We start from the raw sequence: 13,424 nt of genomic DNA, 5'->3' as shown, positions 1-13,424 counted from the left end.
GGGACTACGGTTGGAAGCCGTCGGGCAGGAGCCGGGCCAGTGCCCTCACCGCGCGGTACTGGAGCGCCTTGATGGCGCCCTCGTTCTTGCCCATGGCGCGTGCCGTCTCGGCCACCGAGAAGCCCTGGAGGAACCGGAGCACGATGCACTCCTGCTGCTCCGGGTTGAGCTGCTTGACGGCGCTGAGCAGGGCGACGTTGGTGATGTGCTCGACCACCGCAGCCTCCGGGCTGCCCTCCGGGCCCCGGTCCTCGCGGTCGGCGTCGAGGACGTCGCCGGTCGTCACCTCCAGCCGGTAGCGACCCGACTTGAAGTGGTCGGCCACCAGGTTGCGGGCGATGGTGACGAGCCAGGCGCCCAGGTCGCGGCCCTGCCAGGTGAAGCTGCCGATCCGCTTGAGCGCCCGCAGGAAGGTGTCGGAGGTGAGGTCCTCGGCGAGCTGCCGGTTGCCGACCCGGAAGTAGACGAAGCGGAAGACCGTGTCCACGTACCGGTCGTAGATCAGGCCGAACGCCTCGGCCTCGCCCGCCTGCGCCCGCTCGACCAGCGTCCAGACCTCGGTGGCCGGGTCGGACGGGTCGGGGCGGCTCGGGTAGCCGGTGGCGCTGCCCGTACCGGCGGGCGTGGCGGCGGCCGGTACGGCGGGCAGCACGGCCGTCTCCCCGGCCGACGGGTCGGTGGTCGTGGGGGAGTCGTCCACGCGACGGCTCTGCGCGGGCATGGTGGGCCGGGCGGGCGCCGCCACGCGGCTGCCGGCCGTCTTCGCGTTTCCGCCGGGCACCGCCGGCCGCGCGGGTGGCTCGTTGTGGTGGGGACGGTTGCGGACCCGGTTGGCGGCGCCGTCGCCGCGCACGGCGAGGCCGCCGGAGTCGTCCAGCGGGCCTGCGGCGCGTTCGTTGACGCCGGTGCGGGCGGTCGGGCCGGTCAGGCCGAGCGGTCGTTCCGCGTAGCCGAACGTGGTCACCGCGTCGCCCCCGTCCCGTCGGCCGACGGGCATGCCGCGCGGGCGACCCGGGCGGGTACGCCGCGGTCGGGCAGAGCGGGTCGGGGGTGTGCCGACGGGCGGCAGTTCCCCTTGAGGTGCTGGTCCAATGCGCTGACGGGCACGGGGGCCTCCTCGGGCTGAGGGGTGTCGACTCACGGCAAATGGGGTGAGCCGACCCGAGTGATGATAGGGCCAACGTCACCCGCGCGTGGCAAGTCCGTTACACAGGGCCGAAGTATTTCCCTCCGTGTCGCACCGATGGCGGACCGGTTGTCCGTCGTGTGCGGTTGACTTTCGACAGTTCCGGTGGTCCGGAGTGGAAACCCTGGTCAGTACGGCGATGGACGGGCCCCGGCCGGGCGTGTCGGTCGGGTAGCCGACACCCGCTCCGGGGAGTCGTCCGGCGTGTCGGAGCGTCCCATGTGCGGGACCGCAGTGGACCGTCCACGGCACACGAAATCGTCCCGTACACGGGACTGAGGCCGATGCCCGGCCGCACCGGCGGCGAGGTCATCACGGACGCGGGCGGGACGCTTCCGAGGCATGGCCGCCGCCGGGTCGCTGTGCCAGACTGAGCGACCGTGCAGGACGCAGTGAGCGGCTCCGAGCAGAACCTCGCCGACCGGGTGCGCCGGGCGGCCGTGGCCCGTGGCGACCGACCCGCGCTGCGCTGGCGGGACCGCACGATCGACTGGTCCGAACTGGACGCCACGGTGACCGCGGTGGCCCGGGCCCTGGCCGTCGCCGTGCCCGCGCCGGACGCGTCCGGCCGGCCGGCCCGGGTGGCCATCGCCCTGCCCAACTCACCCGACTTCGTGGTCACCTACCTCGCCACCCTGCGCGCCGGGCTGGTCGCCGTGCCGGTGAATCCCGGCCTCACCGCTCCCGAGCTGCGCCACGTGCTCGCCGACTCCGGGGCGGCGCTGCTCGTCGCCACCGAGCCGATCCGCGACCTGGTCGCCACGATCGCCGGGGACCTGCCCGCGCTCACCGCCGTGCACACCACGCCGCCGGTCGCGCCCGCAGACCCGGCCGGCGAGGCCGCCGGCTTCCCCACCCGGCGGGGCGACGACCTGGCCGTGCTGCTCTACACCTCGGGCACCGAGGGCCGGCCGAAGGGCGCCATGCTCCCGCACCGCGCGCTCGCGGCCAACCACGAGCAGGTGAGCCGGATCGACCCGCCGGTCGTCGGGCCGGACGACACCGTGCTGCTGGCCCTTCCGCTGTTCCACGCGTACGGCCTCAACTCGGGGCTCGGCGCGGTGGTCCACCACGGCGCGACCGGGGTGCTCGTGGACGATCCCGGCCCCGACGCCGCGCTCGCCGAGATCGCCCGGCACCGGGTGAGCGTCCTCGTCGGCGTACCGTCGATGGTCCTGTCCTGGTCCACCGCGGACGCGGACACGCTTTCCGCGGCCATGACGTCGGTCCGCGTGGTGGTCTGCGGCGCGGCGCCGCTGGAGCCGGCCGTCGCGGCGCGCTTCACCGCCGCCACCGGCCGGCCGGTGCACGTCGGCTACGGGCTCACCGAGACCGCCCCCGTGCTCACCTCCACGCTGGTCGGTGGGACGCCCAAGGCCGGCTCGATCGGCCGGCCGCTGCCCGGCGTGCAGCTGCGCCTCGTCGGCGCGGACGGTGCCGACCTGTGGCGCGACGGGGTGGCCGAGCCGGACGAGGACGCCGATGGCCCCGACCTCACCGACGCCACGGCGGGCACCGACCCGGGACAGATCGTGGTGCGGGGCGCGAACCTGTTCACCGGCTACTGGCCCGACGGTCGGAGCGGCCCGGACGCGGAGGGCTGGTGGGCGACCGGTGACGTGGCGTACGCCGACGAGGACGGCGACCTCTTCCTCGTCGACCGGCTCGGCGAGCTGATCATCGTCAACGGCTTCAACGTCTACCCGCACGAGGTGGAACTGGCACTCGCCGCCCATCCGGGCGTGGCCGAGTCGGCGGTACTGGGTGTGCCGCACCCGCGGACCGGCGAGACTGTCCGGGCGTACGTGGTGCGGGCCGCCGGGGATCCGGTGACCGCCGAGGACCTGCTCGCCCACTGCGCGCGGAACCTCGCCCGGTTCAAGTGCCCGACCGGCGTGGAGTTCGTCGAGGCCCTGCCGCACTCGGCGATCGGTAAGGTCCGTAAGACACAGCTCCGGTCGGCGACCGTTCCGGCGGCGCCCGCGGTGCCGTCCCCGGCGGCGCCGGTCGACCCGCGTACGGAGGTGCCCGATGTCCCCTGACGCCCGGCTCACCCTGATCACCCGGCCCGACTGCCACCTGTGCGAGGAGGCCCGGGCCGCGCTGGAGCGCGTGGTGGCGGTCACCGGCGACCGCTGGGTCGAGAAGGACGTCACTGGCGACCTGGAGCTGGAACGCGACTACGGCGACCGGCTGCCGGTGGTGCTGCTCGACGGCAAGGAGCACGGCTACTGGCGGGTGGAGGAGGAGCGGCTGCTGCGCGACCTCACCACCCCGCAGCTGTGAGCGCCGGCGGTAGGGTTCGGCGATGAGCTCTGCGCGACCCCACCTGGTGTGGGACTGGAACGGCACCCTGCTCAACGACCTCAGCCTGGTGGTGGCCTCCACCAACGCCGCCTTCGCGAGCGTGGGCGGGCCGACCGTGACGGCGGACGAGCACCGGGTGCGGTTCCGCCGGCCGATCGCCGAGTACTACGCCGACGTGCTCGGCCAGGCCGTCGACGAGGAGGCGTTCGGCCGGCTCGACCGGATCTTCCACGACGCGTACCGCAGCGGGTTGACCACCTGCGAGCTGGCTGCCGACGCGCGGACCGCGATGGCGGCGTGGCCGGGCGACCAGTCCCTGCTCTCCATGTGGTTCCACGACGAGCTGGTGCCGACCGTGCACGGCTACGGGCTCGCGGAGCACTTCCTGCGCGTGGACGGGCTGCGCGGCACGGTCGGCGGTGACCGGAAGGCGGAGTCGCTCCGCAAGCACCTCGCCGAGCTGGGCGTGGACGGTGGCTCGGTGGTGCTCATCGGTGACTCGATCGACGACGCGGACGCCGCCACCGACGTGGGCGGGCGGGCCGTGCTCTACGCCGGGGGGTTCACCGACCCGGCCCGGCTGCGCGCCTCCGGCCACCCGGTCGCCGACACCCTCACCGAGGCCGTGACGCTCGCGCGCTCCCTGTTCTGACCGTGCCGGCCGGTCAGTTGCGCAGGTAGGCGAGGACCGCCAGGACCCGGCGGTGCTGCTCGGTGTCGGGCGGCAGGTTGAGCTTGGTGAAGATGTTGCGTACGTGCTTCTCGACCGCGCCGTCGCTGACCACCAGCGTGCGCGCGATCGCCGTGTTCGACCGCCCCTCGGCCATCAGGGCGAGCACCTCCCGCTCGCGCGGGGTCAGCTCGCGCAGCGGGTCGTCGCGCCGGCGCCGGGCGAAGAGCTGGCCGACCACCTCCGGGTCGAGCACCGTGCCGCCGCCGGCCACCCGCCGCAGGGCGTCCAGGAACTCGTCGATCGCGGCCACCCGGTCCTTGAGCAGGTAGCCGACCCCGCCGCCGGCGCCGCCGGTGGTCGCCAGCAGGTCGTCGGCGTACGACACCTCGACGTACTGGGAGAGCACCAGGACCGGGCTGCGCGGCACGAGGGTGCGGGCCCGTACGGCGGCCCGCAGCCCCTCGTCGGTGTGCGACGGCGGCATCCGCACGTCGACGATCGACACGTCGGGCCGGTGGGCCACCACCGCCTCGACGAGCGCCTCCCCGTCGCCGACCACGGCGACCACGTCGTGCCCGTGCTCGGTCAGCAGCCGGACCAGCCCCTCCCGGAGCAGGACAGCGTCGTCGGCGATCACGATCCGCATGGTGCTGTCTACCATGCCGGCCTCAGAGGGGGAGATCCGCGCGGACCTCGGTGGGCCCGCCGGCCGGGCTGACGACCATCAGCTCGCCCCCGGCGGCCCGGATCCGGTCGGCGATCCCGGCCAGTCCGTGCCCCTTCGCGACATGTGCGCCACCCTGGCCGTCGTCGCCCACGCTCACCGTGAGCTGCCGGCCCGATCGCAGCACGCTCACCTGGCACTCGGTCGCCCGGCTGTGCTTGGCGACGTTGGTCAGCGCCTCGGCCACCACGAAGTACGCGGTGCTCTCCACGGCCGGGTCGAGCCGGCCCTCCGGCGTGCCCAGGTCGGGATCGACCCGCAGCTCGATGGGGATGAGCCCGCGCCCGGCGAGCGCGGCGAGTGCGCTGGGCAGACCGCGGTCCACCAGGATCGGCGGGGCGATGCCCCGGGACAGCGCGCGCAGCTCGGCCAGCGTGTCGCGGGTCTGGGTGACCGCCTCGTCGAGGGTTCGCCCGGCGGCCTCCGGGTCGGAGGCGAGCTGCTGCCGGGCCCGGCTGAGGTCCATGGCCAGCCGGACGAGCCGCTGCTGGGGGCCGTCGTGGATGTCCCGTTCGAGCCGGCGCAGCGCGGCCGCCTCGGCGGACGCGGCGGCCCGCTTCTGCTCCTCCAGCACGATGATCCGGTCGCGCATCTCGGCCACCCCGGTGAGCATGGCCCGGGCGAAGCGGGCCTGCAGCAGCGCGCATCCGCGGATCACGATCGGCAGGGTGATGAGGAAGAAGATCCCGATCGCCGTGTTCAGGCCGACCCGGGCGGCGGTGGAGCTGCCCAGGCCCAGCAGCTCGGGCAGGTCGGTGTCGTCCGGCCCGTGGGGCAGCGCCCAGTCGTACGCCCAGTAGAGGCTGCCGCCGATCGCGCCCGCCCACCACGTCACCGTGACCACGAAGGTGCCCACGGCCACGATCAGCTTGAGGATGCCGTGGGCGAGGTCGAGCCAGGACTGGGTGTCGCTGATCGGGACGAAGATTCGTCGCCAGGTGTTGGCGCCCGGGTCGGCCGTCCGGTAGGTCGGGCGTACCCGGGGCTGTCCCAGCACGCCGGGCAGCCGGAGCCGCTCGATGTCGGCGAAGCCCCGGGCGGCGTGGAGGACGCCGCTGAGGATCGGCAGCCCGATCACCGTCACCACCAGGCCGACGCCGAGCGACAGGCCGACCACGAGGACGATGAAGCTGGCGAGCGCCAGCGGGAAGCCGAGCAGGACGTAGCCGGAGTCGAGGAAGAGCTGGCGGGAGACGGTCGGCGCCAGCCTCGGCTGGTCGGCGGTGACGGGAACGGCGGTCATGCCAAAAGGCTAGGCAGCGGACCCCGTCGAACCCATCCCGCAGCCCGCCCGACAAACCGTAGGGCTGCCCCTACCCCACCGTTTCCGCGATCTTGCAGTTTCGGCCCCTGGTTCGTGGCTTCTGTCCGGTTTTGCCGGGGCGGAAAGTGCAAGATCGCGGGTGGGGGAGCGTGGGGGCGCGCCGTGGGGACGCGTGATTGGTCAGGGAAGTCGGAATTGAGCAATAATCGCCCGGCGGCGTGTGGCGGAGGCCGCCAGATCGATCTTGCGTTATGGAGGCCCAGGTGAAGCCGCGTCGCGAGCTGACAAGATCGCGATTTGTGCACGTCTTCACAAGCGCCTACTCTGTAATTCCGACGCGCCCTGCTAGCACAGCCGGCACCCTCGGTCGCCAGCGGGAGTCCCGAAGCGGCCGACCGCCGGAGTCGGCCGAGGATCGCACCGCACGGAGTCTCATGAGTCAGCACCGTCACCCTGGCGCGCCCGGTAGCGCCGGTGCCGTACCGGCACTTCCGGACCTGCCCGAGGCGACCGTCGCGCGGCTCCCGGAGTACCTGCGGGCCCTGCACAACCTCGCCGACACCGGCCACGAGACGGTCTCCAGCGAGGGGCTGGCCACGGCCGCCGGCGTCAACTCCGCCAAGCTCCGCAAGGACCTCTCGCACCTCGGCTCGTACGGCACCCGCGGCGTCGGCTACGACGTGGCGCTGCTGATCGAGCAGATCGAGTCTGTGCTCGGGCTCACCCAACGGCGGGCCGTCGCCCTGGTCGGCGTGGGTAATCTCGGTCACGCCCTGGCGGGCTACGACGGGTTCGCGAGCCGCGGCTTCCGGATCGCCGCCCTCTTCGACGCGGACCCGGGCCGAGTCGGCGAGGAGATCAACGGCCTGGTCGTCCGGCATGTCGACGAGCTGCCCCGGGTCGCCGCCGAGGAGTCCATCGCGATCGGCGTGATCGCCACCCCGGCGTCCGCCGCCCAGCGCGTGGCCGATCAGCTGGTCGAGGTCGGCGTGACGAGCATCCTGAACTTCGCGCCCTGCGTACTCTCGGTTCCGGAGGGGGTCGACGTGCGCAAGGTCGACCTCGCCATCGAGCTGCAGATCCTGTCCTTCCACGAGCACCGCAAGGCGTCGCTGACCGCGCTGCCCGCCACCGGCGGGTCCGCCCTCACCGCTCTGCCGGGTGGGCTCGCGGCCACCGACTCGCAGGAGGCGATCGGCACGTGAAACTCCTCGTCGTCGGCACGTCCTACCGCACCGCCCCGGTCGCCACGCTGGAGCAGCTCGCGGTGCCGCCCGCCGAGCTGACCCGCACGCTGGACCGCCTGGTCGCGCAGCCGTACGTGAGTGAGGCGGTGCTCGTCTCCACCTGCAACCGGGTGGAGGTCTACGCCGCGGTGTCCGGTTTCCACGGGGGCCTCGGCGACATCTGTGCCGTCCTGGCCGAGAACGCGGACTGCCCGCCCGCGGCGCTCGCCAACCACCTCTACGTGCACTACGACTCCGCGGCCGTGGACCACGTGTTCCGGGTCGCCACCGGGCTCGACTCGATGGTGGTCGGCGAGGCGCAGATCCTCGGGCAGCTCCGTGACGCGTACCACTGGGCGACCGCCGCCGACTCGGCGGGCCGCCTCCTGCACGAACTCATGCAGCAGGCCCTGCGGGTGGGCAAGCGCGCGCACGCCGAGACCGGCATCGACCGGGCCGGCCAGAGCGTGGTGACCGCGGCGCTGGAGCTGGCGGCCGATCATGTCGACGGTGACCTCGCGGGCCACCCGGCGCTGGTCGTCGGGGCCGGCGCCATGGGCTCGCTCGGCGTGGCGACGCTCTCCCGGCTGGGCGCCGCGCCACTCGCCGTCACCAACCGGGGCGCCGACCGGGCCGTCCGGCTGGCCGAGTCGTACGGCGCCACGGCCGTCCCGATGGCCGAGCTGCCCGCCGCGCTCTCCACAGTGGACATCGTAGTGGCCGCCACCGCGGCCACGGAACCGGTCCTCACCCGTTCGGTGGTGGCCCGGGCGCTGGCCGAGCGTGACCCGGCCCGCGGGCCGCTGGTCCTGCTCGACCTGGCGGTGCCCCGCGACGTCGAGGTCGGTGTGGCCGAGCTGCCCGGCGTCGAGGTGATCGACATCGACCGCATGGCCGCGGTGCTCGCCGAGGGCCCGGCCGCCAGCGAGGCGGCCGCCGTCGAGCGAATCGTCACCACCGAGGTCGAGGGCTTCCTCACCTGGCTGCGCGGCGCCGACGTCGCCCCCACGGTGGCCGCCCTGCGTGGCCGGGCCGACGACGTGGTCACCGCCGAGCTGCGCCGGCTGGCCCAGCGGCGGCCCGACCTCAGCGACGACCAGCGCGCCGAGGTCGCCCGTACGGTCCACCGGGTGGTGCAGCGGTTGCTGCACCAGCCGACCGTACGCGTCCGCCAGCTCGCCGCCGAGCCCGGCGGCGACCAGTACGCGGCTCTGCTCCGCGAGCTGTTCGACCTCCAGGTGCCGCAGACCTCCCCGGTCGACACCGTCCCCGAGGTCGTGGAGACCGAGTCCTCTCCGTCCACCGGAGGTGAACGATGACCGCCCCCCTGCGCCTCGGCACCCGGGGCAGCGCCCTCGCGATGGCCCAGTCCGGGCACGTGGCCGCGGCCGTGACCGCGGCCACCGGGCGTCCGGTCGAGCTGGTCGAGGTGGTCACCGCAGGCGACCGCTCGCACGCGCCCGTGCACCGGCTCGGTGTCGGCGTCTTCGTGTCCGCGCTGCGGGACGCCCTGACGGCCCGCACCATCGACTTCGCGGTGCACTCCTACAAGGATCTGCCCACCGCGGCCCCGGCCGGGTTGCACATCGCGGCGGTGCCGCCCCGGGAGGACCCGCGCGACGCGCTGGTCGCCCGCGACGGCCGTACGCTCGCCGAGCTTCCGCCCGGCGCCCGGGTCGGCACCGGCTCGCTGCGTCGCATGGCGCAGCTGCACGCCCTCGGCATGCAGCTGGACGTAACGCCGATCCGGGGCAACGTGGACACCCGCCTGGCGCGGGTGTCCGGCCCGGACGCCGACCTGGACGCTGTCGTCCTGGCCCGCGCCGGGTTGGCCCGGCTCGGGCGGGCGGGCGAGATCACCGAGACGCTCGACCCGATGCTCATGCTGCCCGCGCCCGCCCAGGGCGCCCTGGCGGTGGAGTGCCGGGCCGACGACCAGGATCTGCTCGAACTGCTCGCCGCGCTCGACCACGCACCGTCCCGCGCCGCGGTCACCGCGGAACGGGCGTTGCTGGCCACCCTGGAGGCCGGGTGCAGCGCACCCGTCGCCGCCTACGCCGAGATCGCCGAGGGCGATACCGGTGAGGAGATCTACCTGCGCGGTGCGGTGATCAGCCCGGACGGTACCCGTGACCTCCGGCTGTCCCGCACCGGAACGCCCGCCGACGCGGCGGAGATCGGCAAGGCACTCGCCGCCGAACTCCTCGACCTCGGCGCCGACTCGATCCTCGGCCACGAAGGACACACCGGTCCGGGGACCCAGCAATTTGGGAGCACAGAATGACCCGCACCCGTAAGCCCGTAGGCCGTATCGCGTTCGTCGGGGCCGGTCCCGGCGACCCGGGCCTGCTGACCCGCCGGGCGCACGACGCCCTGGTCGACGCCGACCAGGTGGTGTACGACCGGGGGGTCCCCGAGTCGCTGCTCACCGCCGTGCGCGCCGAAGCCCGCGAGGACGCCGAGTTCACCCCGGCGGAGGGCGCGCCGGGGGACGTGGCCAAGGTGCTGATCTCGGCGGCCCGCGCCGGGCAGAACGCGGTGCACCTGGTCGCCGGTGACCCGTTCGGCCACGACTCGGTGGTCAAGGAGGTGCAGGCGGTCGCGCGTACCGCCGCGCACTTCGAGGTGGTGCCGGGTGTCGGCCAGGCCGAGGGCGTGGCCACCTACGCGGGCGTTCCGCTGCCCGGCGTACGCACCGCGGCCGACGTCGAGGACGTCAGCACGCTGGACTTCGAGGCGCTGGCCGCCGCGGTCACCCGAGGCTCGCTGGCGCTCGCGGTGGACGCGGGCGACCTCGCGGCTGTCCGGGACGGCCTGCTCGCGGCGGGCGTGGACGGCGCGACCGAGGTCGGTGTGACCGGCGACGGCACCGGCGAGACGCAGTACACGACCACGTCGACCGTGGACAGCTTCGTGGCGGCGGCGCTCGGCTTCACCGGCCGGGTGGTGCTCACCCTCGGCGAGGGCGTGGGCCAGCGGGACAAGCTCAGCTGGTGGGAGAACCGGCCGCTGTACGGCTGGAAGGTGCTCGTGCCGCGCACCAAGGAGCAGGCCGGCGTGATGAGCGCGCGGCTGCGCGCGTACGGGGCGATCCCGTGCGAGGTGCCGACCATCGCCGTGGAGCCGCCGCGCACCCCGGCCCAGATGGAGCGGGCCGTCAAGGGCCTGGTCGACGGCCGGTACGCCTGGGTGATCTTCACCTCGGTGAACGCGGTCCGCGCGGTCTGGGAGAAGTTCGCCGAGCACGGCCTCGACGCCCGGCACTTCGGCGGCGTGAAGATCGCCTGCATCGGCGACGCGACGGCGGAGGCGGTCCGCGCGTTCGGCATCCAGCCGGAGCTGATCCCGTCCGGCGAGCAGTCGTCCGAGGGCCTGCTGGCCGAGTTCTCGCCGCACGACGAGGTGCTCGACCCGGTCGGCCGGGTGCTGCTGCCGCGCGCCGACATCGCCACCGAGACGCTCGCCGCCGGGCTCACCGAGCGCGGCTGGGAGGTCGACGACGTGACCGCGTACCGGACGGTCCGCGCGGCGCCGCCGCCGGCCGAGATCCGGGACGCCATCAAGTCGGGCGGCTTCGACGCGGTGCTCTTCACCTCGTCCTCCACCGTCCGGAACCTGGTCGGCATCGCCGGGAAGCCGCACGCGCGTACCGTTGTTGCCGTCATCGGGCCGAAGACGGCGGAGACCGCGACGGAGTTCGGCCTGCGGGTCGACGTCCAGCCGCAGCACGCCTCGGTGCCCGATCTGGTGGAGGCGCTCGCGGCCTACGCCGTCGAGCTGCGCGAGAAGCTCGCCGCCATGCCGGCGAAGCAGCGCCGCGGCTCGAAGGTGCAGGGCCCGACCGCCCTGAGGTTCCGGTAGTCGTCAGGAGGCGTCCGTGCCGTACCCCGAGATCCGCCCCCGCCGCCTGCGCCGCACGCCGGCGCTGCGGCGGCTGGTCTCCGAGACCCGTGTCGACCCGGCCGAGCTGGTCGTGCCGATGTTCGTCAAGGAGGGGCTCACGGAGCCCCGGGCCATCGCCTCGCTCCCGGGGGTGCTCCAGCACTCCCGGGACTCGCTGCGCAAGGCCGCGGTGGAGGCCGTCCAGGCCGGCATCGGCGGGATCATGCTCTTCGGCGTGCCGGCGGAGCGGGACCCGGTCGGCTCCGGCGGGATCGACCCGGACGGCATCCTCAACGTGGCCATCCGGGACGTGGTCGCCGAGGTCGGCGACGCCACCGTGGTGATGAGCGACCTGTGCCTGGACGAGTTCACCTCGCACGGCCACTGCGGCCTTCTCGCTCCGAACGGCGAGGTCGACAACGACGCCACGCTGGCCGCGTACGCCGAGATGGCCGTGGCGCAGGCCGACGCCGGGGTCGGTGTGGTCGGGCCGTCCGGGATGATGGACGGCCAGGTCGGGGTGGTCCGCAAGGCGCTCGACGCCGCCGGCCACCAGGACGTGGGCGTGCTGGCGTACGCCGTCAAGTACGCCTCGGCGTTCTTCGGTCCGTTCCGGGAAGCCGTGGAGTCGGCGCTCGAGGGTGACCGGCGGACCTACCAGCAGGACCCGGCCAACGTGCGGGAGTCGCTGCGTGAGGTGGCGCTGGACGTCGCCGAGGGCGCCGACATGGTGATGGTGAAGCCGGCGCTGCCGTACCTCGACGTGGTGTCGGCGGTCCGCGCGGCGGTGGACGTCCCGGTCGCGGCCTACCAGGTCTCCGGGGAGTACGCGATGGTCGAGGCGGCCGCCGCGAACGGCTGGATCGACCGGGAGCAGGCCATGCTGGAGACGCTCACGTCGATCCGGCGGGCCGGTGCCCAGATCATCCTCACCTACTGGGCCGTCGAGGCCGCACGGCTGCTCCGCGAGCGCTACTAACCCGGCGGTCCCGGTGCCGGCCCGCCCGGTCGGCCCGGCGCCCGGCCGGTGGGCCCGGCACCTCGGGTGGGCGGGCCCGGCGCCCGGCCGGTGGGCCCGGCACCTCGGGTCGGTGGGCGTGGCGCCCGGGATGGTGGGCCCGGCACCTGGGGCCGGTGGGGCCCGGCGCCGGGGCCGGCGGCGCTCACGAAGCGTTACATTTGCGCGCCCGCTGCCACACCCTTGCGCATCCTTTGCTCTGCAGCCTCATATGCAACAGCTACGGTCCGCAACCGGTGCATATTTGGGTGCAGAGCAAAGGCGGCGGCGGGGGTTGTCGGCGGCGAGCCGGTCGGGTCGGGAAACGCCTGGTTAGCGCGATGTGCCGCTGGCGACCCTACGTGGGGGGGGCGGACCGCGCTGTCGGCCGTCACTCTCGGTGCATGAGCGCCATCGGTTGGCCCCGCGTCACCCAGCGTGATTGCCGCCTCGGGGCTCGGCACAGGCGCGTTATCCACAGGGCGCCGGGTTGTCCACAGGCGGACCGGACGGGATTGCCTCAGCTCCCCGCAGCCGGGACGGTGGCCGCATGAGTGTTCCGCCGAGTCCGCGAGACGCCGACGACCCCGAGCCGGACGGCGAACCGACCGACCCCGGGCCGGTCGCCCCGCCGTCCGAGCCGCCGGTGCTGCTCACCAAGCCGTTCGACGTGCCCTGGCCGGCGGCAGGCATCGTGCGGGCGGTGCGGCGTCGGGCCGACCTCAGCCAGCGGGAGTTGGCCCGCTGGGCCGGCGTGAACCACGCCACCGTTGGCCGGATCGAAGCCGGCCGGATGGTGCCGAGCATCGCGCTGCTCCGGCGCATCATCGGCGTGGCGGGCTACCGCCTGGCCGTGGTCGACGAGTTCGGCCGTGTGCTCCGGCCGATGCGGGACCGGGAGGATGCCCGCGACGGGGCGGACCGCCGCTACCCGTCCCACCTCGACACGATCCTCGACCCGGAGCCGGGGGAGTGGTGGGCGGACATCTACGGGCTCGCCCGCCCGCCCGAGACGTTCTACCGCGACCGGAGGGTCCGTGACGCGATGCGGCGGCGCAGCCAGTGGGAGGTGCGGGTGGCCAAGTACCGGGACGTACCCCCGCCGCCCCGGCGGTGGCGCGGAGACTGAGGCCAGTCGGGAGGGCGTGACTCCCGACGGTCTCGG

12 protein-coding genes are annotated in these 13,424 nt (G+C 74.1%); 9 read left to right on the top strand and 3 right to left on the bottom strand.

Features of this window, described 5'->3' with window-relative positions; all coding sequences use genetic code 11:
* Positions 1–4 precede the first annotated feature (4 nt).
* The gene (locus D7193_RS20115) at positions 5–964 is read right to left on the bottom strand and encodes an ECF subfamily RNA polymerase sigma factor, BldN family (protein ID WP_120781386.1); all 960 of its coding nucleotides are present in this window, start codon (positions 962–964) and stop codon (positions 5–7) included.
* Positions 965–1,566: 602 nt separating this feature from the next.
* On the opposite strand from D7193_RS20115, the gene D7193_RS20110 reads away from it, so the two are divergent.
* Genes D7193_RS20110 through D7193_RS20100 form a run of 3 tightly spaced genes read left to right on the top strand, consistent with a single transcriptional unit; the run spans position 1,567 to position 4,145 of the window.
* Entirely contained in the window at positions 1,567–3,228 is a 1,662-nt protein-coding gene (locus D7193_RS20110; protein ID WP_338324096.1) for an AMP-binding protein, read from the top strand.
* Positions 3,218–3,472 (top strand): glutaredoxin family protein, encoded by a 255-nt coding sequence (locus D7193_RS20105; protein ID WP_120781037.1) that lies wholly within the window; start codon positions 3,218–3,220, stop codon positions 3,470–3,472. Before D7193_RS20110 ends, D7193_RS20105 begins: the two co-directional genes overlap by 11 nt.
* A gap of 22 nt (positions 3,473–3,494) precedes the next feature.
* The gene (locus D7193_RS20100; RefSeq protein ID WP_120781036.1) at positions 3,495–4,145 is read left to right on the top strand and encodes an HAD family hydrolase; all 651 of its coding nucleotides are present in this window, start codon (positions 3,495–3,497) and stop codon (positions 4,143–4,145) included.
* Positions 4,146–4,158: 13 nt separating this feature from the next.
* On the opposite strand, the gene D7193_RS20095 is transcribed toward D7193_RS20100, so the two are convergent.
* Together D7193_RS20095 and D7193_RS20090 are read right to left on the bottom strand one after the other, a co-directional pair.
* On the bottom strand, positions 4,159–4,812 hold the full coding sequence (locus tag D7193_RS20095; RefSeq protein ID WP_120781385.1) for a response regulator transcription factor: 654 nt from the start codon (positions 4,810–4,812) through the stop codon (positions 4,159–4,161).
* Between the two features lie 22 nt (positions 4,813–4,834).
* Positions 4,835–6,133, bottom strand: coding sequence for a sensor histidine kinase (locus D7193_RS20090; RefSeq protein WP_120781035.1), 1,299 nt, complete (start codon positions 6,131–6,133; stop codon positions 4,835–4,837).
* 455 nt (positions 6,134–6,588) lie between these two features.
* On the opposite strand from D7193_RS20090, the gene D7193_RS20085 reads away from it, so the two are divergent.
* The 6 genes from D7193_RS20085 to D7193_RS20055 all read left to right on the top strand — a co-directional run bounded on the left by D7193_RS20085 (position 6,589) and on the right by D7193_RS20055 (position 13,388).
* Positions 6,589–7,359, top strand: coding sequence for a redox-sensing transcriptional repressor Rex (locus tag D7193_RS20085; protein WP_120781034.1), 771 nt, complete (start codon positions 6,589–6,591; stop codon positions 7,357–7,359).
* Positions 7,356–8,699 carry a glutamyl-tRNA reductase gene (locus D7193_RS20080; RefSeq protein WP_120781033.1) on the top strand — a complete coding sequence of 448 codons (1,344 nt, stop codon included), beginning with the start codon at positions 7,356–7,358 and terminating at the stop codon, positions 8,697–8,699. Before D7193_RS20085 ends, D7193_RS20080 begins: the two co-directional genes overlap by 4 nt.
* Positions 8,696–9,664 (top strand): hydroxymethylbilane synthase, encoded by a 969-nt coding sequence (gene hemC, locus D7193_RS20075; protein ID WP_120781032.1) that lies wholly within the window; start codon positions 8,696–8,698, stop codon positions 9,662–9,664. Before D7193_RS20080 ends, hemC begins: the two co-directional genes overlap by 4 nt.
* Positions 9,661–11,241, top strand: coding sequence for a bifunctional uroporphyrinogen-III C-methyltransferase/uroporphyrinogen-III synthase (locus D7193_RS20070; RefSeq protein ID WP_120781031.1), 1,581 nt, complete (start codon positions 9,661–9,663; stop codon positions 11,239–11,241). Before hemC ends, D7193_RS20070 begins: the two co-directional genes overlap by 4 nt.
* A gap of 16 nt (positions 11,242–11,257) precedes the next feature.
* Positions 11,258–12,241, top strand: a complete 984-nt coding sequence (gene hemB / locus D7193_RS20065) for a porphobilinogen synthase (RefSeq protein WP_120781030.1) — start codon at positions 11,258–11,260, stop codon at positions 12,239–12,241.
* A gap of 568 nt (positions 12,242–12,809) precedes the next feature.
* Positions 12,810–13,388 carry a helix-turn-helix domain-containing protein gene (locus tag D7193_RS20055; RefSeq protein ID WP_120781029.1) on the top strand — a complete coding sequence of 193 codons (579 nt, stop codon included), beginning with the start codon at positions 12,810–12,812 and terminating at the stop codon, positions 13,386–13,388.
* Positions 13,389–13,424 lie beyond the last annotated feature (36 nt).

Source organism: Micromonospora costi (assembly GCF_003626655.1).
GTDB classification, from domain to species: domain Bacteria; phylum Actinomycetota; class Actinomycetes; order Mycobacteriales; family Micromonosporaceae; genus Micromonospora; species Micromonospora costi.
The sequence above is the reverse complement of the archived record's forward strand: the minus strand, read 5'-3'. Positions and strand labels throughout refer to the sequence as shown.

Coding starts and splice junctions, on each gene's coding strand:
- D7193_RS20105 (WP_120781037.1), top strand. CDS start 3,218: ATGTCCCCTGACGCCCGGCTCACCCTGATCACCCGGCCCGACTGCCAC.
- D7193_RS20100 (WP_120781036.1), top strand. CDS start 3,495: ATGAGCTCTGCGCGACCCCACCTGGTGTGGGACTGGAACGGCACCCTG.
- D7193_RS20095 (WP_120781385.1), bottom strand. CDS start 4,812: ATGCGGATCGTGATCGCCGACGACGCTGTCCTGCTCCGGGAGGGGCTG.
- D7193_RS20090 (WP_120781035.1), bottom strand. CDS start 6,133: ATGACCGCCGTTCCCGTCACCGCCGACCAGCCGAGGCTGGCGCCGACC.
- D7193_RS20085 (WP_120781034.1), top strand. CDS start 6,589: ATGAGTCAGCACCGTCACCCTGGCGCGCCCGGTAGCGCCGGTGCCGTA.
- hemC (WP_120781032.1), top strand. CDS start 8,696: ATGACCGCCCCCCTGCGCCTCGGCACCCGGGGCAGCGCCCTCGCGATG.
- D7193_RS20070 (WP_120781031.1), top strand. CDS start 9,661: ATGACCCGCACCCGTAAGCCCGTAGGCCGTATCGCGTTCGTCGGGGCC.
- D7193_RS20055 (WP_120781029.1), top strand. CDS start 12,810: ATGAGTGTTCCGCCGAGTCCGCGAGACGCCGACGACCCCGAGCCGGAC.